Origin of the sequence: Superficieibacter sp. HKU1, assembly GCF_029319185.1 — a bacterium.
Classification (GTDB): domain Bacteria; phylum Pseudomonadota; class Gammaproteobacteria; order Enterobacterales; family Enterobacteriaceae; genus Superficieibacter.
The window spans coordinates 4,210,458-4,231,784 of sequence record NZ_CP119754.1 but is presented as its reverse complement, the minus strand read 5'-3'; the positions used below and the strand labels follow the sequence as shown (position 1 = coordinate 4,231,784).

Here is a 21,327-nt window from a genome sequence, read left to right as displayed (position 1 = left end):
TTTCTTTTGCTTCTGCCCCGCAGTCATGAGGCCGGGCAAGAGGAGACGGCGGTTTGCGGTCTCCTGAAGGAACGATGAAGAGGTATAATAATGCAAGCTATTCCGATGACCTTACGAGGCGCAGAAAAACTGCGCGAAGAACTGGATTTCCTGAAGTCTGTCCGCCGTCCTGAGATTATCGCGGCGATTGCCGACGCGCGTGAACACGGCGATTTGAAAGAGAACGCAGAGTACCACGCGGCGCGTGAGCAACAGGGCTTCTGTGAAGGCCGTATCAAAGATATCGAAGCTAAACTGTCTAATGCGCAGGTTATCGATATTACTAAAATTCCTAACAATGGCCGGGTGATCTTTGGCGCCACGGTGACGGTTCTGAACCTCGATAGCGATGAAGAACTGACTTATCGAATCGTAGGCGATGACGAAGCTGATTTTAAGCAAAATCTGATTTCAGTGAATTCGCCGATTGCTCGTGGTCTGGTGGGCAAAGAGCAGGATGATGTCGTGGTCATCCATACGCCGGGCGGCGAAGTCGAATTCGAAATTCTCAACGTAGAATATCTTTAAGCGCGCTATCAACATCTGTATGTTGACGTATTGTAAAGATAAGAAAAAGGCCGCATAGCGGCCTTTTATCAACGTGAAGAGCATGGCATTTTGCTCGTCTACCCGTTAAATCCCTCGTTTTACACAGAAATTGTGCCTAAATCAGGATACTATTAACGAGGCAGCGAGATTTTACGCTCTGCGGTCGGGCGATAGAGTACCAGCGTTTTACCGATGACCTGTACATTACAGGCACGGGTTTCGCGCACGATAGCGTCCACGATCAGGTTTTTCGTTTCGCGATCTTCCGATGCGATCTTCACCTTAATCAGTTCGTGGTGCTCTAACGCTTGTTCAATCTCGGCCAGTACCCCTTCGGTCAAACCATTGTTGCCAAGCTGAACGACGGGCTTGAGCGGATGCGCCAGACCTTTGAGGTGCTGTTTTTGTTTAGTACTAAGATTCATCGTATATTTTTACTTACGTTGGGATTGAAAACGGGTCATTCTACCGCCATCTCCCATATATCGCCAAATTGCAGCGTAGAAATTTACGCTTCAGGCTACGATGAGCTCTCCCAACGGGAATGTTAAATGACAGGTAAAAAGCGTTCTGCCAGCTCAAGTCGCTGGCTTCATGAACACTTTAGCGATAAATATGTTCAACAGGCACAGAAAAAGGGGTTACGTTCCCGTGCCTGGTTTAAACTTGATGAAATACAGCAAAGTGACAAACTTTTTAAGCCGGGAATGACGGTAGTCGATCTCGGTGCTGCCCCGGGAGGCTGGTCACAGTATGTGGTCACCCAAATTGGTGGCAAAGGCCGCATCATTGCTTGCGATCTTTTACCTATGGATCCTATCGTTGGTGTGGACTTCCTTCAGGGCGATTTTCGTGATGAACTTGTAGTGAAGGCGTTACTGGAACGTGTCGGTGACGAAAAGGTTCAGGTAGTCATGTCCGATATGGCACCAAACATGAGCGGGACACCTGCAGTAGATATCCCACGCTCAATGTATCTGGTAGAACTGGCGTTACAGATGTGTCGTGACGTCTTAGCGCCAGGCGGCGGTTTTGTAGTGAAGGTATTTCAGGGCGAAGGTTTCGATGAGTATCTTCGGGAAATTCGTTCTCTGTTTACGAAAGTGAAAGTTCGTAAGCCGGACTCTTCGCGAGCACGTTCACGCGAAGTGTACATTGTAGCGACCGGGCGAAAGTAATAGCCGGTTGATTTCAGGCGAAAGTTTGAAAGACGCTGGATATAGAGTATCCTGACGCTGTTTTTAACACAGTTGTAATAAGAGGTTAATCCCTTGAGTGACATGGCGAAAAACCTAATTCTCTGGCTGGTCATTGCCGTTGTGCTGATGTCAGTATTCCAGAGCTTTGGGCCCAGCGAGTCTAACGGACATAAGGTGGATTACTCTACCTTCCTGCAAGAGGTCAACCAGGACCAGGTTCGCGAAGCTCGTATAAACGGACGTGAAATCAACGTTACCAAGAAAGACAGTAACCGTTATACGACCTACATTCCGGTTAACGATCCTAAACTGCTTGATAACCTGCTGACCAAAAATGTGAAAGTGGTCGGTGAACCGCCTGAAGAGCCGAGCCTGCTGGCTTCTATCTTTATCTCCTGGTTCCCGATGCTTCTGCTGATTGGGGTCTGGATCTTCTTTATGCGTCAGATGCAGGGCGGCGGTGGCAAAGGTGCCATGTCGTTCGGTAAGAGTAAAGCGCGCATGCTGACGGAAGATCAGATCAAAACCACGTTTGCTGACGTTGCGGGCTGTGACGAAGCGAAGGAAGAGGTGGGTGAGCTGGTTGAATACCTGCGTGAGCCGAGCCGCTTCCAGAAACTGGGCGGTAAGATCCCGAAAGGCGTCCTGATGGTCGGTCCTCCGGGTACCGGTAAAACCCTGCTGGCGAAAGCTATTGCGGGTGAAGCGAAGGTACCGTTCTTTACCATTTCCGGTTCTGACTTCGTGGAAATGTTCGTCGGTGTCGGTGCATCCCGTGTGCGTGACATGTTCGAACAGGCCAAGAAAGCGGCCCCGTGCATTATCTTCATCGATGAAATCGACGCCGTCGGTCGCCAGCGTGGCGCAGGTCTGGGCGGTGGTCACGATGAACGTGAACAAACGCTGAACCAGATGCTGGTTGAGATGGATGGCTTTGAAGGTAACGAAGGTATCATTGTTATCGCCGCGACTAACCGTCCGGACGTACTGGACCCTGCGCTGCTGCGTCCAGGCCGTTTCGACCGTCAGGTTGTAGTAGGGCTGCCAGATGTTCGTGGCCGTGAGCAGATCCTGAAAGTGCATATGCGTCGCGTGCCGCTGGCACCCGATATCGACGCGGCAATCATCGCGCGCGGTACGCCGGGTTTCTCCGGTGCGGATTTGGCAAACCTGGTGAACGAAGCGGCACTGTTTGCTGCTCGCGGTAACAAGCGTGTCGTTTCCATGGTTGAGTTCGAAAAAGCGAAAGACAAAATCATGATGGGTGCGGAACGTCGCTCCATGGTGATGACAGAAGCGCAGAAAGAATCCACCGCGTATCACGAAGCAGGTCACGCCATTATTGGTCGCCTGGTACCGGAACACGATCCGGTGCATAAAGTGACGATTATTCCGCGCGGCCGTGCGCTGGGCGTGACGTTCTTCCTGCCGGAAGGCGACGCTATCAGCGCCAGCCGTCAGAAACTGGAAAGTCAGATCTCCACGCTGTATGGCGGTCGTCTGGCAGAAGAGATTATTTACGGCGTCGAACATGTTTCTACCGGTGCGTCGAACGACATTAAAGTCGCGACCAACCTGGCACGTAACATGGTTACCCAGTGGGGCTTCTCTGAGAAGCTGGGTCCATTGTTGTACGCAGAAGAAGAAGGTGAAGTATTCCTTGGCCGTAGCGTTGCGAAAGCGAAGCATATGTCTGATGAAACGGCACGTATCATCGACCAGGAAGTGAAGTCGCTGATTGAACGTAATTACGACCGTGCTCGCCGTCTTCTGAATGACAATATGGACATCCTGCATTCGATGAAAGATGCGCTCATGAAATATGAGACCATCGATGCACCGCAGATTGACGATCTGATGGCGCGCCGCGATGTGCGTCCGCCAGCCGGGTGGGAAGATGCCGGTAGCTCCAGTAATTCTGATAATAATGGTACGCCTCGCGCGCCGCGTCCGGTAGATGAACCCCGTACGCCGAACCCGGGTAATACCATGTAAGCGCATTCGGGCGACAAATAAGTCGCCCACTGTAGTACTCTAAAGCCCCGAAGCATTGCTCCGGGGCTTTTTCTTTTCAGCAAGCAGACAAACAATAACAGGAGTTTTCATGAAACTCGTTGCGCAAGGCTCGACGCTCGATCTGGCCTGGCCTCATGTGATGGGCATTCTTAACGTTACGCCTGACTCTTTCTCGGATGGCGGCACGCATAATTCGCTGGTGGAGGCAGTTAAACATGCCAATTTGATGATTAATGCCGGGGCCACGATTATCGATGTTGGCGGAGAGTCAACGCGGCCTGGCGCGGCGGACGTAAGCGTCGAGGAAGAACTCACCCGTGTGATCCCGGTGGTAGAAGCTCTCGCGCAGCGTTTCGAAGTGTGGATCTCAGTAGATACCTCCAAACCAGAAGTGATCCGTGAAGCGGCGAGAGTGGGCGCTCACATTATTAATGACATCCGCTCCCTGAGCGAGCCGGGGGCGCTTGAAGCGGCGGCAGAGACCGGTCTGCCGGTTTGTCTGATGCATATGCAGGGTCAACCAAAGACAATGCAGAATGCGCCGTATTACGAGGATGTTTTTGCTGACGTTAATCGCTACTTTGTGGAGCACATTGCCCGCTGTGAAGCCGCAGGGATCGCAAAAGAGAAATTGTTGCTCGACCCGGGCTTTGGTTTCGGTAAAAATCTCACACACAATTACACTCTTCTTGCACGTTTATCTGAACTGCATCATTTTGGTCTGCCGCTATTGGTCGGTATGTCGCGTAAATCGATGGTAGGCCAGCTCCTGAATACTGGGCCTTCTGAGCGACTGAGCGGTAGTCTGGCCTGTGCGGTGATTGCAGCAATGCAGGGGGCACAAATTATCCGCGTACATGATGTAAAAGAGACCGTTGACGCGATGCGTGTGGTGGAAGCGACATTATCAGCTAAGGAAAACAGACGTTATGAGTGAACGTAAATATTTTGGTACCGATGGGATCCGTGGCCGTGTAGGCGACGCACCAATCACCCCTGATTTTGTGCTTAAGCTCGGCTGGGCCGCGGGCAAAGTGCTTGCGCGCCACGGTTCGCGTAAAATTATTATCGGTAAAGACACCCGTATTTCTGGCTATATGCTGGAATCGGCGCTGGAGGCAGGGCTTGCCGCCGCAGGACTCTCAGCCTCGTTCACCGGCCCCATGCCAACGCCCGCCGTCGCGTACCTGACGCGCACTTTCCGCGCTGAAGCCGGTATTGTTATCTCTGCATCGCATAACCCTTATTACGATAACGGCATCAAATTTTTTTCCATCGACGGCACCAAACTACCGGACGACGTCGAAGAAGCTATTGAAGCGGAAATGGAGAAAGAGATCACCTGCGTAGACTCGGCTGAACTGGGTAAAGCCAGCCGCATTGTAGATGCTGCCGGACGCTATATCGAATTTTGCAAAGGGACGTTTCCGAACGAACTGAGTCTCAATGATTTAAAAATTGTCGTCGACTGTGCCAACGGCGCAACTTATCACATTGCGCCGAATGTTTTCCGCGAACTGGGCGCTAAAGTGATCGCCATGGGATGTGAGCCTGATGGCGTGAACATCAACGAAAAAGTGGGCGCCACCGATGTTCGCGCGTTACAAGCGCGCGTGCTGGCGGAAAAGGCCCATCTCGGTATCGCTTTTGATGGCGACGGCGACCGCGTGATCATGGTTGACCATGAAGGTAATCGCGTTGATGGCGACCAGATTATGTATATCATCGCCCGTGAAGCGCTGCGTCAGGGCCAGCTTCGCGGCGGCGCCGTCGGGACGCTGATGAGCAATATGGGGCTGGAGCTGGCGCTTAAACAGCTTGGCATTCCGTTTACCCGCGCGAAAGTGGGCGACCGCTACGTACTGGAAAAAATGCAGGAAAAAGGCTGGCGTATTGGCGCGGAAAACTCCGGCCACGTGATCCTGCTGGATAAAACCACCACCGGTGACGGCATTGTGGCAGGGCTACAGGTTGTGGCGGCGATGGTGCGTAACCATATGAGCCTGCACGATCTGTGTAGCGGCATGAAAATGTTCCCGCAGATCCTGGTGAACGTTCGTTTTACCGCGGGTGCCAGCGATCCGCTTGAGCATGAGACGGTAAAAGCGGCGCTGGCGGAGGTTGAGGCGGCGCTGGGCAATCGAGGACGCGTCCTGCTACGTAAATCGGGTACGGAACCTCTCATTCGCGTTATGGTGGAAGGGGAGAACGAAGCGCAGGTGACTGAGTTTGCCCATCGCATTGCGGATGCGGTGAAGGCTGTCTGACACATTAATGTCAATACGCATTTATTGCATTCGATGAGTATTTATAAGCATCCATGCTGTGCATGGACGCTTGAGACTGTTGACAAACGTTATACCGTGGGATCACGTCGGCGGCGCTGCGCTTGCACCGGCCTGGATTTGCACTAACACATTGATATTGTGCGGTAGGCTGGGTAAAGCGAAGCCGCCACCCGGCAAATACAATAGCAAAAAAAGTTTGTTGTCAACCTCAAGAGTCCATGCTGTGCATGGATTTTTTTTCAATAGAAAACATGAATACTATTTTTAAAATGAATTTTTTTGCTATGGTTTCTGCTTCTTCAATGTGGTTTCATTAAACTAATTTTTACAGTTTTATTACCTTTTCTAATGAGGGTTATTGCCTGGTTGTACGGAATTACCCTCTCTCATAATGGTATGGTGTCTTAATTTTTAAGGATCGTAATAGCGGGTCGTCACACCTCGCCCGCTGCATTTCCTCAGCGTTGTCCGAATGGTAACTGCATGAAAATTAATGCATTAAAAAATAACCGTTCTCCCATCCTCACTATGGCAGGTATCCGCTGGGTGTAATGATTTTTAATAAATAAAAATGCATCTTTTATTTTTTTATATAATTCATATCGCAAATGCTTTGACGTGTTAGCTGTGCTTAATTACATATTAAATTAAAATCACGATATTTGTTTCAATATTATGCTATAAATAACATCCGTTAAGCGAATATAAATTTATTCCTAAAAAAACTGTGCAATCTTTCAAAGTGTTTCTTAACTACCTAAACTTATGCCCTCCGGGAAGTTACCCGGCGTATATTTTTAAGGAAAAAAGAATGAACACTTTAGTTTGGAACTTGAAGAGTAAAATGAACCGCAAAGCGGCAAAATTACAAGAGATGAAAAAACAGCGCGGTGTCACCCTGCTGGAAATCATCATCGTTCTGGGGATTATCGGTATTATTGCAGCAGGTGTGGTTATTCTGGCGCAGCGTGCGTTTACCGCGCAGGATCTGTCTGACATCCAGAATAATGCCAACAGCATCCGTACCTCAATGGTTGAAGCGTTTAAAGATGAAGGCAGCTACCCGGAATCAGATACTATTGAGAAACTGACCAAGTCAAATATCGCAGCCTCCTCTTCTAAAGCACCAATCGTTACTCTGGTTAAACTGGGTAAAATTTCCCCGGACGAATCCTTCAACGGTATTTCTAACGATGCATTCCAGTTAGGCAACGCGAAACTGGACCCTTCTGCATCTCAGAATAAAGGGTTTGTGCTGGTTGTTAACGGTCTGGAGACTGAAGAATGCCGTAACCTGATCTCTCAAATGGGCAACCAGTGGGATTATGTTGAGGCTCTGAAAGGCGGTGCTCCTGCAGGCAAAGATGTCGCTACTATTGATGGTAGAAACTTGAGCGCGGATAAGGGCACTGTGATTCTGAAAACGTTGACTTCAGGAGAGATCACCGCTGCTGAAATTACAACAGATGGTATCTGTGATGCTGCTGGCGCAGAGAACGGCGTTATCTTCGGTAGTAAGTAATTTTAGATTAATTAGTTGCTAAGTCCATTAAACAGCCCCCTTTAGTCACGGGGGCTTTATGAATCATTTTAAAGGCCTTGAAAATGCGCAGTAGAAAGGATTCTGGTTTCAGTTTACTCGAGATCATCATTGTGCTTGCCATTATTGGCGGCATTTTGGTGAGCTATACCTACTACGCACGTAAAAAAGCAGTAAGCACTGCCCGACAGAACGTGGCTAATGCATTAGTTGCGGAGATGAAGGGAGTTATTAATTTTGCCCGAGAGGACAAAATTGCGCTTGTAAAAGGTTCTCAACCTAAAGATGAGGATATAACGAATCCTCTCTATGATGATTCAAGTTCAGTAGACCCCGCATATGCCTGGCGTATAACGAATGAAATCAATACTGTTGATACCGGTAGTGTGAATGACTATTTTTTATGGGGTGAAGAAAATAGTAAATCTAAACAACAACGTTATTACTTTTTAAGCAGCAAATGTAACACCACCTTAAAATCTGAGTATGCCTTTGATAAAGAATATCTTCCTTGTTTTATGTCCAGTAAAGCGACTCACTCTTCGGCTGTTATTGAGCGGATAGGTTTTGCTGGTGGAACAAGTGCCGAGCATGACAGAGATGTTAACCGTATTGACGTTATTGTTAAATTTAAGAAAGAAGAGAAAAATGGTGATTATCAGTTTGCGGATTTTGCTCCGAATTTTTCTGATGCACTGGCCTCGTCAAATATAAGTGCAACTCATGCTATTGTTGTTCATCGCAACGCGACGACAGACAACTGGAAGCTTGTGGTTAAGAAAAAAGACAATAAAACGCCAGTTGAGCTGAACTCCGTGGCCAATAATATGGATGCAGTAACGCAATACACCAGCGGCGAATTTGGTGTACGTTTTACATTCGATTTAAATGATAACACCAATGGCGGCGGTGGCGGCGGTGGTGGTGGCGGTGTAGCCTGCTGGGATTCCGGCGACGTTAAGCTTTGCTATAACAAAGATGAAGGGCAAGGCGAACACGGTGAAGATGCGATACTCTCGCTGGACATGACGGATAAAAACAACACTAATAATAATGAGATGACAGGGACCCTTAAAGCCAATGTTGTCATGGAAAATACGTCACGGCGGGTTTATGTATTTAAACGTACCGGATACGGCAGCGATTTTGAACTAGATAAAGACGGTAATCCACAGCGTTATACCTATACCGATAAAGACGGTAAAACCTATGAAGGTGATTTCGTTATGGATGATGATAGTGCTAAAGATACCGTACCAGATGATCCTTATCATACCAATTACGAATACTATACCACCAGAACCTATGACGCATTTGAATTATTAACGCCTGCTACAAGCGAATATCATGCTTTCAGAGAGGGAGGAAGGGACGTAACAAACGATAAGGATTACGTTCCCTCGTATGACGATAAGCTGGCTCAGACAGATAATGATTTTGGCGCGATTCGAATTCCAGTGCAGAGCTGCCCGCAAGTGAAGCAATTTGTCACATTGAGGGACGAAAATGGAGACGTCATGCTTGACGGGGAGGGAAATCCTAAAAAAGTGGAAGTGGTTCGAAAACTATATCCACGTCTGAGTGCTTCGGTATCGTCGATTGCGACTTATGGCCTTAACGGTGGCACTTTATCAGATGATCCCTCTCAGACACGTAACAAACTTGATAACTCACACATTGTGGGCCAGCTTGGTGGCGTTGCAACCCAGATTGAATTTACATTGAATAATGAGACCTATCGTCCTGGTTCAAATGGTATCAATACGGCTGAACATGTCATTTATGAAGATACGAAATATCTCTGGATCATTAGTGCTTCTGTTGGGTTCTATGACGGCAATACGGGTAGTGGAGTGACACTCGTTAACCCGCCGACCGTTGGGTATACCATTTCAAGGTGGTGTAGCTCTATTCCACAACCTGGCTCGCCAGCGGATTTATTAGATACTTACCAATATAAATAGGGATGTTTTGTTTAAAGGATGGAAAAATGATGATAAAAAAATATTGTCTATTATATGTTTGCCTGATGGCGGTCACGGGTTCCTTAAGCGGTGCCGTTTTTGCCAGCGCTCAGATTACGCCGTCCTCATCGCAACCGGCTGTATCGTCAACACCCGTAAATCCCTTTAGCGGCAGTTATACTTCTTCGCCTGCCCCTACCCCTGCTCCATATGCCAAAGGCCTGATATTGCATGAAAACCAGTTGCTAAGTCAGGAAGTAAAAAATTGGGTTGCGGGCAATGGCTATAAACTTTTTTGGAATAGTAAAAAAGATTATCTTATTTACAATACGATAAGCATAGCCGGGAAAACGGATGACGAAATATTACAGGCACTGGGTGATCTCTTTTTCTCCGAAAATTATGGCTTAGTCGTGAAAAAGTACGAAAAAAATCGCGTAATCGTTGTTGATGAAATGTAAGTGGACAAACTCATGAAACTTAAAACAAGTATGTTATTGCTGGCGTTTCTGGCGCAGGGATGCGTAAGCGATTTTAATAAAAAGTATGATATTGATAAAAAAGTAGCGCAGCAGAACAATGATGCCATCACTTCGGACTCAGCTAAGATAAAACCTTATATAAAGTATGATTCTGCATTTCTTGGCAAAAAAGTTCAGTATAGCGTCGAGCAGCAAAAAATCATGAGTAAGCATGTGAAAATCGCTTCATATGAACCCTCCTCGTTATCCACGATTATGGAAGCCGTATCCGCGCAAACCGGGATTAGTTTCCGTATAAATGCTTCGGCCATCGGTGGTAAATCGGCAGCAAACGATAACGCATGGGATATTCCGCGTTCCGTTCAGTTTGACGGCACCTTTGAAGATTTTATGAGTTATATTAGCTCACTTTATGATGTCAGTACAACCCTGGATAATAATAACGTTCTGAAAATTAACGTTTACGAAACTTATGTTATTCGCCTGGATTTTTATGGTGAGAATAACAAATCAGAAACGACGCTTGACCTTTCTGGTAACGAAGCAACGTCCAGCGGGGGGTTAACAGGTAAATCTGAAACGAAGTTTGAATCCTCGTTCTGGGATGATGTTGAAGACATGGCCGAAAACTATGTAACCTCCGGCAACTATAATTTATTCAAAGATTCCGCAATTTTGATGGTAAATTCCCGCCCATCAGAATATGAGGCATTGAGTAGAGCGCTGGATAAATACAAAGCAGATAACACTCGTCAGTTTATTGTTACTTACCGTATCTATATTCTTGATAAAACAAAAGAGAAGAATTTAGGCGGCGGCCTGGATTTCTCCTTTGCTGACGCCCATAACACGATTAACATTAGTAGTAGTATATTTGATAATCTGGCTGGTGGGCTTTCTGCCGGGTGGAAAAATAGTCATGTAGACATCAGCGCAGGACTGGATGCCCTTTACAAGCTTACCGGCAGTGAGTCATTGCAAAGCGGGTCGTTTATCACCCGGAATAATATGGCTGTTCCCGTGAATATGACCCAGTCACAATTTTATGTGTCAAGCCGGACTCGTACTACTGATGAGAATGGTGAAGTAAATGTGGATGTTGAAACTTCTGAAATCGTGACCGGCACAAGCTTTATCATTACACCGCGTGTGCTTTCTGATGGTCGAATTGAAGTCGTGAGTGGATTTACAAAACGCTTCCTCAATTCCATTAATGAGTACGATGATGTGCAGTTGCCTAATGTGAGTACGACAGAATCCTTTAACTCCTCAATTATTAAACCCGGTGATCTGTTGGTGGTGGGCAAGTTTGAAATAAAAGAATCAAAAGATAGCGTACAGTACCAGATATTAGGGGCTGAGGATGGAAACAATGAAGGATCTGCTACGGTACTGATGGTAGTCGGTGTGGATTATTATCGTCAACCCATTACATCTATTGATAATTAAATGGTTTTATTATGAATAACATTCTGTTGAAAAATAATATATTAACTGGACTTTACTGGGAGCCGGAAAGTTTAAGTTATTTGCAGCCTGCTGAGCAGGCTTCATTTCGCGGAATGATGAAAGCTAACCGTCGTTTGACCTACTCTGATGCTGCGGGTATGCCTGCACTGGGTTACAGTACTAAAGTGTCGACCCTGTACGAGCCATTTGCACTTTATGTCAAGGAGCTGTACGGTGACGGAATTTATTTCTTTCATGAAGACAGTTGCTCCACTTACTTCCTGATAATTAACGAAGGCAGGATTATTAGCGGAACTGATTGTTTTATTAGTAAGGTGCTTTTTGACGAGCTAATGAAACATCAGACGGGTTATGAGCACCTTGAAGTAACGCCCCTGGAAGAAGTGCAGATCAACACCATAGTTGAACGCTGTGTTGCCCGGCAGTTGGCCATGAAACGACGTCGTCGTTTTATTATAGCTTCTATTTTCCTGGGGGGCATTGTGCTTTTGCTCCTGTTGGCACTGGTGCTTCATTTTATTGTGGCAGGATAACTTATGCTGGAAAATCTCTATTTCTGGAAACGTAGAGGTAATGGCGTGTCAGGACGTAAAACCTGGCTTATTATTATCATTTCTTTATTATTAATAGGCGCTGCTGGCGCGGGCGGTTGGTATTATTTCGTGATGCTGCCAGCGGAAAAGGCACGTGAAGAGATGCTTGCGCGTAAGCGCCAGGCAGCACAAAAGTTGCAGGATGATATTGCATCAGTTAACAAGTTCTATACAACTTCACTGGAAGGCGCAAGCATTGATCAGACCATTAAATTTTTGACCGAGGTGCTGGAGAGTGCTCAACGTTTAGAGGTCCTCAATCTGAAGTATCAACGGTTTAAATGCGATACTAAAAACTGCTCTTTTGGTTATCAGTTTGATAAGGGGCAAGTGCTTGTGTTGCCACAGAAAATATTCTGGGATAAAACATACATGCCTTCTGTACCGGCGAACAAGAAAAATAGTAAGAATAAAAATGATTTTGAGTTTAAGAATGTCGTTTCAAAACTCAACGTCAACCCTTTGCAAAAGCCTTATAAAAATAAGAAAGCATTAAATTTGCGCCCCTGTAAAGATGTTGTTTCATATATTTTAACTTATAACTCATTTGTTAAAAGTACACAGGGTGGTCGTACAGGAAATAGAGAAAGTAAAGGAAAAACAGGTGAATTTGTGATCAAGGGGATGCCTAAAAGTTCAGTCATCGCCCTTGAGTCTCAGCTAACTGGCAAAGTCAAACCTTATGGATTAATGACCGGTAAATGGGAGCTTGAAGTCTCCAGCTCGGGGGGCGAGGTTCACGGAATCATAGTAGATATGCAGAAATTGCTGTTGAAGCAGGCATACCGTGATGCTTTTCTTATTAAACGGATTGAATCGACAGATAAAGGAATTAAGGTTTCAGGAGGTCTGGTATGCAAATCCTAAAGTTAGTGATGTTAACGAGTGTATTTTCACTTGTCATAGAGACGGCTAATGCTGCGCCGACAACGAACCTGCCGCAGGCGCCTGTCTCTGATAGCCAGGCTAAAACGGATGCGGCTGGAAATCGTTCCGCATCCGCTGATAGTGCCGCAGGCTCAGCTAAGGCTGTAGATAAAACGGCGCCAGTTGTCGCTACAGCATCAAAAGACAAGCCATCTGCATCTGGCACGGTTATGCCGGCTGAGAGTGACGTAGAAGATATTAACAGCCTGTTTGTTCAGGATCGCCTTGCATCGATTGTCGAAGATGACTTTACGTTTGAGCAGGCGCGCCGGCGGCTGGCGAATGAAGTCGAACTGGAAAAGATGCGCAGTGAACTTCGCAAACTACGTGGCGAAGATAAGGTGCGTCCACAGCCTGTTCAGACGCAGCCCAGTGAGACGACCGCAAAGGCAGAACCAAAGGTTATCGATATGCCGCGTGTCGTGCTTGAGGCTGAAATTGGGGGTTCCCGGCGTGTCGCCGTTACGGACGGCAAAACGTTGCGTTATGTTCGAACCGGCGAAATCTTCTCTATGGGAGAAAATAAATTCAAACTCGCGAGTGACAAGAGAACGGTCACGCTTGTTGAAGGCGCTACGCAGTGAGCCTGAATTTTGTACGCATTTCGTCCGATGAACTGTTAAATGACAAATGGACGTATATCGAATTTGAGGGCGTTGGCTTTACGGCCATGACTGAAGACGCTGAGTATTTGTTAATTTCTCATATTCAGATCGGCGATCTTTTTACGTATCAGATTCAGATAGCAAGGCTGATTTCTCAACACAAGCGGCGGGTCATTGGCCTGGCGCTGGTGCAGGAAGATGATTTTTATCGTGTGATTGAGCATGTTTCGCTAAAGCAACTCGATGAAGCGAATAAAAACATTGATATCACGGATACGCAAAAACAACTGGCCGCCATCTTACAGCGAGCAGTCAGCATGGGCGCAAGCGACCTGCACATCACCCGAAATGATGTGCTGGCGCAGTTTGAAGCACGCATTAACGGCGTGCTGATGCCCTTTATGCAAATAAAATCTCAGTTATGCGATGAATTGGTTTTCGTATTATATAACGTAGAAGCGACAACGCGTGATACCACCTGGAACCGGGCGATACCACAAAGCGCCAATATACTTTATAGCCTGAGCGGTAGACCTTACCGTTTTCGCTATGCGCACTTCCCGATCTTTGGCGAAACGCCGGATTGTTATCATGCCGTATTGCGTATCATTCCATCGGGTCTGCAAAAGGGGAATATTGGTTCTCTGGATAAGATAGGCATTTCTGCTGAAGAAATTGAAGATCTCAAGAAGATCCTTTCTAACCCTTATGGTGCCTATGTTATTGCCGGAACCACAGGCTCTGGTAAATCCACGACGCTGAAAAACCTGATGGAATGGTTGCAGATAAATCGTTATGACGATCGCGGCTGCTTTTTGACGGTAGAAGATCCGGTTGAATATCAGATTTATGGCGCTAAACAGAGTTCGGTCGTCAGTGTTGAGGGGGGCGGGTTCCATGCCGCGATTAAATCAGCATTACGCCGTGACCCTGATGTACTGATGGTGGGGGAAATCCGTGACAATATTTCGGCTAATGCGCTTGCTGGCGCGGTTGAGAGCGGACACTACTGTTTCACTACGGTACACGCCGGAAACATTGTCTCATTGTTACAGCGTATGTCGGCATTAGGGATTGGTAGTGACAAACTTTCCACGCCGGGCTTTATCGCAGGTCTGCAATGTCAGAAACTTGTGCCTGTACTGTGTGATAACTGTAAGGTCGAGATGGAAAAACGCACCATTGCGGGGAGAGTATTTACGCTCTATACCGCAGGTGATAAAGGATGTCACGAGTGCAAGAACAGCGGAATTAAAGGCAGACAACTGGCAATGGAATACTTCCTGCCGACCTATGAGGAACTGGCTGCTATTGCAAAACAGGAATGGTTGAACACCTATACGCTGTGGCGCAATAAACGGCAGGCAGCGAAAGGCCTGGCGGAAGGGTTTGAAATCCGTGAAAAAGTAATGGCGCATGTCCTGAAAGGGCGTGTTGACGCCAACTGGTACGCCATGGAGTTCGGAACATTAGCGGAAGAGGATCTGGAGGTGCTCGTTGAGAAAATTCGGTAAAAAACAGCGTATCTATATATACCAGTTTTGCGCTGATATGGTTAAAGCTGGTTTGCCGCTTTTTGACTCTTTGCAAAAATTGCAGCAGGAAGGCCGTCCTTTACTGGGAAAAGGTTTCAGTAATAAGCTGGCAGGTATTCTCATGAAGATGAAACAGGAAACCTCTGTTTCATCGGTTTTTTCCGGTGTCGTACCTAATTCGGAATTGAGCGTTATTACTGCGGCTGAAAAAAGTGGTAGTCTGGCCGATGGTTTTTTAACGCTGGTTGCAGTTATTCACTATAATGATGAATTACGCAAAAAAATTATCGGCGCAATGGTTTTTCCGTTAATCATGATTTCCCTGTCGCTGGTGGTCATTGCTGGATACTCGCAGAAAGTTTTCCCGGCATTTGCTTCTGTTGTACCCGTAGAAACCTGGCCTGCCGTGACGCGAAATTTGTATAGTTTTGGTACTGCATTATACCAGGGCCTGTGGTTAAAGATTTTGATTGGTTTTGTGGTAACTGTATTTGCCGTTAAAATCATTATGGCGAATTTTAGTGGGCCTGTCAGGAATAAAGTTGTTGATAAGATTTTGCCATTTTCCACCTATCGGCAGCTTACCTCTTCAATATTTCTTAATAATTTATCGTTAATGCTGAGTAATAATATCCCCCTTACCGATGCATTAGCTATCATAAGTCTTAATGCTAATCGCTGGTTGCGCTGGCATCTGGATGTAATGATCGACAATATGGCAAAAGGTATCCATTACAGTAAAGCATTGGCGTCAGGTCTGCTGGGGGTCGAAGAGTTATTAAATATCAGTCTGTATGCAGAATTGCCCTCTTTTAATGATGTGCTGCGTTCCGTATCGGAACGTTCACGGGAACGCATACAGGAATATATTAAAAAACTCTCTGGGTTATTAAAGAACCTCGCTACGATAGTTCTGGGGGGGTGCGTTATTTGGGTGTTTATTGCCCTCTTTGCACTCATGGACACATTGTCGAAAACGGCAGGAAGATGATGGTCAGAACATTCTGTGTAAAAACAACCAGGGCGCTGGCTGTTACAGCGGCATTATTGACGTCCTCAGGTTCGTTGGCAACAAGTGCTACCTATGGCTTTGGTGGAGGAGCAGGCGCCTGTAGTTTTTGGAATATGCTATTACCTATTACTATTCAACAACCTAATGATGAACCTGCGGAATATCAATTCAATGTCATGTGGGTTGCGGATGATGGTGTAACCGGTATTGATGAGTATTATGATTTTTTTACGACCCCTTATGGGCAGGATGGCTGGCCCGCAGGCGTTGCGGTAGGGACCGATACGCCTTTTTGTATCGGTGATACGGAGTGTGTCACTCCAGGAATTGGATATGTGGGGGGCGGTATCTCCGCGTATAAAACGCTTCTTCAGGAGTTTGGTGACAAATTGAAAGTCGAATCAGGACAACCTTGGGGTGATGGTAGATTGTACTGGATATATTTGCCAGTTCGTAAATTAAAGATGCTACGTATTGAGGTATTCAACCCCTATCAAGGTGGTGTGGGAGTTCATAAGGGGTTCGTTGAACCTATTTCTTTTGAATACCGTCCATCGGGTAATGGGAAGAGTCAGTTAAAAAAAGTCGACCAGAAGTCTACAGCCAAGAATCAGTCTTTTATAAGTCTTCCTGACCTGTTTGATCCTGTAAAAACATCCGATATTCAGGTCTGGTTCCAGCGTACAGACAAAGCCCTCGCACTTCAGGGAATTACGCCTAAGGCACATATTGATCCACTGACCGCGGAACAACAAAAACGTATTCCTGCCGGTTGTTTATAAGGGGATAAATAAGATGCGCATGGAGGCGTTTTTTTCACCCTATTATCCTTGGCTGGCATTGGGGCTAGGGTTGCTGATAGGTAGTTTCTTAAATGTGGTTATTTATCGGCTGCCCATTATGCTATTACGCGAATCGGCTGATGATAATGCGTTGAAGACCCTACCCAATGTCAATCTCTGGTGGCCATCTTCGCATTGCCCGGTATGCAGGACTAATATTAAACCCTGGGATAATATCCCGGTATTGAGCTGGATTTTTCTCCGGGGCCGGTGTCGGCACTGTCATTGTGCTATTCCTTTTCAGTATCCGTTAAGTGAAGCGCTGATCGGCATCGGCTATTTTTTATTAGTGTTTCTGTACTATCCTGAGCATAGTCTGGCGCAGTTGGCATTTCTGGCGCTTTTCGGTAGTCTGCTTTACACGCTGGCGATGATCGATCTGAAAACCTTTTTACTGCCTGACAGTCTGGTTTTTTTACTGCTGTGGGCAGGGTTAATCGCCTCGGTAAGAAACATCATTCCCGTTTCGCCGCGCGATAGCGTTATCGGCGCCGTGTTCATCTGGGGATTTACATGGCTGATGGCGAAAGGCTACACCTGGATCACCCACCGTGAAGGCTTTGGCTACGGCGACGTGAAATTATTTGCCGCCTGCGCGGTCTGGGTGGGCAATGATTATGTCGGACATTTGATGCTAGGTTCAGCCGTGCTGGGAGTGATATTCTTTATTCTTCGCCTGCTGATGCAAAGGAATAGCGTTCACCAACCAGCCGAGGGCGAACGCTATTTGCCTTTCGGTCCGGCGATCGCAATAACTGCATTCCTTATTATGCACATGGAGGTGCTGCGTTAATGTCCTTTTTACTTTTATCTGGTGCGCTGCTGACCGCAAATCCTGTTTATCGCATTGAGCCTGAATGTTATTACTCCACTTATGCGGCACTGATGCACGCGAAAAAAGCGGATACTTTTCGCACGGGGCTTGGCATACTGCCACCGCCTGATTCCGTTACATGTCATCGCGACGCTACAGAGATCACACTCGCCACGCTGGCCGACTATCAGGCCGCTTTCAGGATGCCTCACTCTCTGATACCTGTTTTAGATGAAGATGAGCCATCCTTTGACGCTGCACGGCTCTTTGTAACCAAAGAGAGCGTTACGGCGGAGGCAACCGAGGAAGATGCAGACGCCATCGCACAGGCAGAGTCCCCGGTAAACAATCAAGACCTGACCGTCGGCCCCAGTGATGAAGACGTGGGAAGCAGTGTTTTCAGCGTCATGAACGCGACGATTCCGACGATGAGCGCGCCGCCGCCCGTCTGGAAGCCGTTATTAAGCCAGCAGGCGCAATCCGGCCGCTTCATTTTTCCGTTAACAACGCCGTTGAACGTAACATCGCCTTACGGGCTTCGTTATCATCCCGTTATTCATTCGTTCATGCGTCATGAAGGGACCGATTTCCGCGCCGCTAACAATAGCGAAGTTATGTCCATCGCTGATGGGCAGGTAGTAGAAGCAAGTTACGGTCCCGTAACCGGCTTCTATATTACCATTCGCCACGCAGACGGCTGGAGCAGCCGATACCTGCACTTAAATCAGCTAAAGGTTTTCAAAAATCAGTACGTCAAAAAAGGCAACGTGATCGGACTTTCCGGGAATACAGGGCGAACAAATGGCCCGCATCTGCATCTGGAGATCAGTCATAACGATCGGTTGCTGGATCCTATGACGGTGTTATTCGAACAACGTCAGTCATCTTCACCGGTTTCAGCGCCAGCGCCTGTTACCGCACCTGAGCCTATCGATATGACGCCCAAAATAGCGGTAGTGTCAGGAGAAGGCAGCGATCTACAAATTGGCGTCCGCATTGGCAAGACCGTGTCGATGTACAATCCTCAAGAGATGATTGAAACCGATGAGGGGAAGTGGCGGATTGTTAAAAAATTTGGCAAATACAAGCTACTGAAGGTACAACCGCCAGTGGCAGATGAAGGACACTAAGGCCGGTGGGCTTTATAACCTTGTTTTTGGTCGATTTAACTCCGCTTTGCTGTTTTTTTCCGCATTCGATACAATGCGTTGAAATTGCCCTTGCGAAGGTCATTCGCTTTGGTTAGTATTCACACCCGCTTCAGTGGGAAAGCGTAAAGCCTCCCGCGATATTGGTCGAAGCAATTGGTATGCGGCAACTCCGCAAGGAACAGGTTAATTATGTACGAAGCTCTTTTGGTAGTTTTCCTTCTTGTAGCAATCGGCCTGGTGGGTCTGGTTATGCTGCAGCAGGGTAAAGGCGCTGATATGGGAGCCTCCTTTGGAGCTGGCGCTTCCGGTACGCTGTTTGGTTCAAGTGGTTCTGGTAACTTCATGACCCGTATGACGGCTGTGCTGGCAACGTTGTTCTTCATCCTTAGCCTGGTGCTTGGTAATATCAATAGTAACAAGGCCAATAAAGGAAGCGAGTGGGAAAACCTGAATGCGCCGGCGAAAACCGAGCAAACTCAGCCAGCAGCTCCGGCTCAGCCGACCAGCGATATCCCGCAGTAAGCAGTCATCGTGCCGAGGTGGTGGAATTGGTAGACACGCTACCTTGAGGTGGTAGTGCCCAATAGGGCTTACGGGTTCAAGTCCCGTCCTCGGTACCAATATTCCGAAAGAAAGACGCTGAAAAGCGTCTTTTTTTTCGTCTGTATTTTGGAGTGACCGTAGTCGTCAGATAAGGTATTCAGGCAACCATAAAAAAGGCCGCTTGCGCGGCCTTTCAGATAGATTCCGGTTACTTCCCTTTATTCTCCAGATTCTCCACCTGCGGTACGCCGCTGGTAGACGACGCCGAGAGCAGTCCGGACTGGGCATAGCCAAACAGCTTCTCACGGGTATCGGTGATGTCCAGATTACGCATGGTCAGCTGACCAATACGATCGTCAGGCGAGAAGACAGAATCACCTTTTTCCATAGTCAGACGTTCTGCTTTATAGGTCAGATTGTCCGAAACCGTATTGAGGATGGAGTAGTCATTACCGCGACGCAGTTCCAGGGTTACTTCGCCGGTGATCTGGCTGGCGACCCAGCGTTGCAGGGCATCACGCAGCATTAACGCCTGGGAGTCGAACCAGCGGCCCTGATACAGCAGACGACCCAGCTGGCGACCGTGCGCATGATATTGCTCGATGGTATCTTCATTATGAATACCGGTCAGCAGACGCTCATAGGCGATATGCAGTAGCGCCATCCCCGGCGCTTCATAGATACCACGGCTTTTCGCTTCAATGATGCGGTTTTCAATCTGATCGCTCATGCCCAGACCGTGACGACCGCCAATGCGGTTTGCTTCCATCATTAGTTCAACATCGTCAGCGAAGGTTTTGCCGTTCAGCGCCACCGGATGACCGTGTTCGAAGCGTACCGTCACTTCTTCCGCCGGAATTTTGACGTTCTCATCCCAGAACTTCACACCCATGATGGGGTTAACGATTTTCACGCTGGAGTTGAGGAATTCAAGGTCTTTCGCTTCGTGCGTCGCACCCAGCATATTAGAGTCGGTGGAATAGGCTTTTTCGACTGACATTTTGTAGTCAAAGCCGCAGGCGATCATGAATTCAGACATCTCCTGACGTCCGCCCAGCTCATCAATGAAGTCGGTATCCAGCCACGGCTTATAGATTTTTAGTTCAGCATTGGTCAGCAGGCCATAACGGTAAAAACGTTCGATATCGTTACCTTTATAGGTACTGCCGTCGCCCCAGATATTTACGCCATCTTCTTTCATTGCCGCAACCAGCATAGTGCCCGTGACGGCCCGGCCCAGCGGGGTGGTGTTGAAATAGGTCAGGCCGCCGGTGGTATTATGAAACGCGCCGCATTGAATGGCAGCGATACCTTCGGCAACCAGCTGTTTACGGCAGTCGATCAGGCGAGCGTTTTCTGCGCCATATTCTTTCGCGCGGCGAGGAATGGCATCATAATCCTCTTCGTCCGGCTGGCCCAGGTTTGCCGTATAGGCATAGGGGACCGCCCCTTTTTGTCGCATCCACAGCAGCGCTGCGCTGGTGTCCAGACCGCCAGAAAAAGCGATACCAATACGTTGACCTGCCGGAAGATGTTTGAGAATCGTCGTCATAAAATAAACCCTGCCTGGTAGACTATGGAGAAATCATCTCTGAAGCTAAATGCATTTTTATGCAAAATAAATGAGTTTTCATTTAAACACCTTTTACTGCATACCGAAAGTGATTCATAACGATTTCAGCAAAAAATCCTGTAAAGATCCTCTTACTCTATGCACCGGCTACGCGTTTTTATGCCAGTCAGAAGGTGATCGTCGGC

General features: G+C 47.4%; 20 protein-coding genes and 1 tRNA gene. 19 read left to right on the top strand and 2 right to left on the bottom strand.

The window, feature by feature from the left end; translation table 11 throughout:
• Positions 1–90: 90 nt before the first annotated feature.
• A complete protein-coding gene (greA, locus tag P0H77_RS20145; RefSeq protein ID WP_276158971.1) occupies positions 91–567 on the top strand; it encodes a transcription elongation factor GreA in 477 nt (158 codons plus the stop codon).
• A gap of 152 nt (positions 568–719) precedes the next feature.
• Here greA and yhbY read toward each other — a convergent pair whose 3' ends face one another.
• Entirely contained in the window at positions 720–1,013 is a 294-nt protein-coding gene (gene yhbY / locus P0H77_RS20140; RefSeq protein WP_103676718.1) for a ribosome assembly RNA-binding protein YhbY, read from the bottom strand.
• 126 nt (positions 1,014–1,139) lie between these two features.
• Here yhbY and rlmE point away from each other — a divergent pair, with 126 nt between their 5' ends.
• The 18 genes from rlmE to P0H77_RS20050 all read left to right on the top strand — a co-directional run bounded on the left by rlmE (position 1,140) and on the right by P0H77_RS20050 (position 19,646).
• Positions 1,140–1,766 (top strand): 23S rRNA (uridine(2552)-2'-O)-methyltransferase RlmE, encoded by a 627-nt coding sequence (rlmE, locus tag P0H77_RS20135; RefSeq protein WP_176918049.1) that lies wholly within the window; start codon positions 1,140–1,142, stop codon positions 1,764–1,766.
• Between the two features lie 102 nt (positions 1,767–1,868).
• Positions 1,869–3,782: an ATP-dependent zinc metalloprotease FtsH gene (gene ftsH / locus P0H77_RS20130; RefSeq protein WP_276158970.1), complete on the top strand. Its 1,914-nt coding sequence runs from the start codon at positions 1,869–1,871 to the stop codon at positions 3,780–3,782.
• A gap of 109 nt (positions 3,783–3,891) precedes the next feature.
• Positions 3,892–4,740: a dihydropteroate synthase gene (gene folP / locus P0H77_RS20125; RefSeq protein WP_276158969.1), complete on the top strand. Its 849-nt coding sequence runs from the start codon at positions 3,892–3,894 to the stop codon at positions 4,738–4,740.
• A complete protein-coding gene (gene glmM / locus P0H77_RS20120; RefSeq protein ID WP_276158968.1) occupies positions 4,733–6,070 on the top strand; it encodes a phosphoglucosamine mutase in 1,338 nt (445 codons plus the stop codon). Before folP ends, glmM begins: the two co-directional genes overlap by 8 nt.
• Positions 6,071–6,902: 832 nt before the next feature.
• Complete coding sequence (locus tag P0H77_RS20115) at positions 6,903–7,613, top strand: type IV pilus major pilin (RefSeq protein WP_276158967.1); 711 nt, start codon at positions 6,903–6,905, stop codon at positions 7,611–7,613.
• 83 nt (positions 7,614–7,696) lie between these two features.
• Entirely contained in the window at positions 7,697–9,595 is a 1,899-nt protein-coding gene (locus P0H77_RS20110; protein WP_276158966.1) for a type II secretion system protein, read from the top strand.
• 26 nt (positions 9,596–9,621) lie between these two features.
• Positions 9,622–10,056, top strand: coding sequence for a TcpQ domain-containing protein (locus tag P0H77_RS20105; protein ID WP_276158965.1), 435 nt, complete (start codon positions 9,622–9,624; stop codon positions 10,054–10,056).
• A gap of 12 nt (positions 10,057–10,068) precedes the next feature.
• Complete coding sequence (locus P0H77_RS20100) at positions 10,069–11,526, top strand: type II and III secretion system protein (protein WP_276158964.1); 1,458 nt, start codon at positions 10,069–10,071, stop codon at positions 11,524–11,526.
• Between the two features lie 11 nt (positions 11,527–11,537).
• Positions 11,538–12,080: a pilus assembly protein gene (locus P0H77_RS20095; protein WP_276158963.1), complete on the top strand. Its 543-nt coding sequence runs from the start codon at positions 11,538–11,540 to the stop codon at positions 12,078–12,080.
• A 3-nt stretch (positions 12,081–12,083) separates the two neighbouring features.
• Complete coding sequence (locus P0H77_RS20090; protein ID WP_276158962.1) at positions 12,084–13,007, top strand: hypothetical protein; 924 nt, start codon at positions 12,084–12,086, stop codon at positions 13,005–13,007.
• Positions 12,995–13,651: a hypothetical protein gene (locus tag P0H77_RS20085; RefSeq protein ID WP_276158961.1), complete on the top strand. Its 657-nt coding sequence runs from the start codon at positions 12,995–12,997 to the stop codon at positions 13,649–13,651. Before P0H77_RS20090 ends, P0H77_RS20085 begins: the two co-directional genes overlap by 13 nt.
• Positions 13,648–15,186 (top strand): ATPase, T2SS/T4P/T4SS family, encoded by a 1,539-nt coding sequence (locus tag P0H77_RS20080; RefSeq protein WP_276158960.1) that lies wholly within the window; start codon positions 13,648–13,650, stop codon positions 15,184–15,186. The genes P0H77_RS20085 and P0H77_RS20080 overlap by 4 nt, the downstream gene beginning before the upstream one ends.
• On the top strand, positions 15,170–16,198 hold the full coding sequence (locus P0H77_RS20075) for a type II secretion system F family protein (protein WP_276158959.1): 1,029 nt from the start codon (positions 15,170–15,172) through the stop codon (positions 16,196–16,198). The genes P0H77_RS20080 and P0H77_RS20075 overlap by 17 nt, the downstream gene beginning before the upstream one ends.
• A complete protein-coding gene (locus P0H77_RS20070) occupies positions 16,195–17,001 on the top strand; it encodes a hypothetical protein (RefSeq protein ID WP_276158958.1) in 807 nt (268 codons plus the stop codon). The genes P0H77_RS20075 and P0H77_RS20070 overlap by 4 nt, the downstream gene beginning before the upstream one ends.
• Before the next feature lie 13 nt (positions 17,002–17,014).
• Positions 17,015–17,854 (top strand): A24 family peptidase, encoded by an 840-nt coding sequence (locus P0H77_RS20065; RefSeq protein WP_346429441.1) that lies wholly within the window; start codon positions 17,015–17,017, stop codon positions 17,852–17,854.
• Positions 17,854–19,005, top strand: a complete 1,152-nt coding sequence (locus tag P0H77_RS20060) for a M23 family metallopeptidase (RefSeq protein WP_276158956.1) — start codon at positions 17,854–17,856, stop codon at positions 19,003–19,005. Before P0H77_RS20065 ends, P0H77_RS20060 begins: the two co-directional genes overlap by 1 nt.
• Positions 19,006–19,215: 210 nt before the next feature.
• Positions 19,216–19,548: a preprotein translocase subunit SecG gene (secG, locus tag P0H77_RS20055; protein WP_276158955.1), complete on the top strand. Its 333-nt coding sequence runs from the start codon at positions 19,216–19,218 to the stop codon at positions 19,546–19,548.
• 11 nt (positions 19,549–19,559) lie between these two features.
• Positions 19,560–19,646: transfer RNA gene (locus P0H77_RS20050), tRNA-Leu, on the top strand.
• 131 nt (positions 19,647–19,777) lie between these two features.
• Here the strand turns inward: P0H77_RS20050 and argG are convergent.
• Entirely contained in the window at positions 19,778–21,121 is a 1,344-nt protein-coding gene (gene argG, locus P0H77_RS20045; protein ID WP_276158954.1) for an argininosuccinate synthase, read from the bottom strand.
• Between the last annotated feature and the right edge of the window lie 206 nt (positions 21,122–21,327).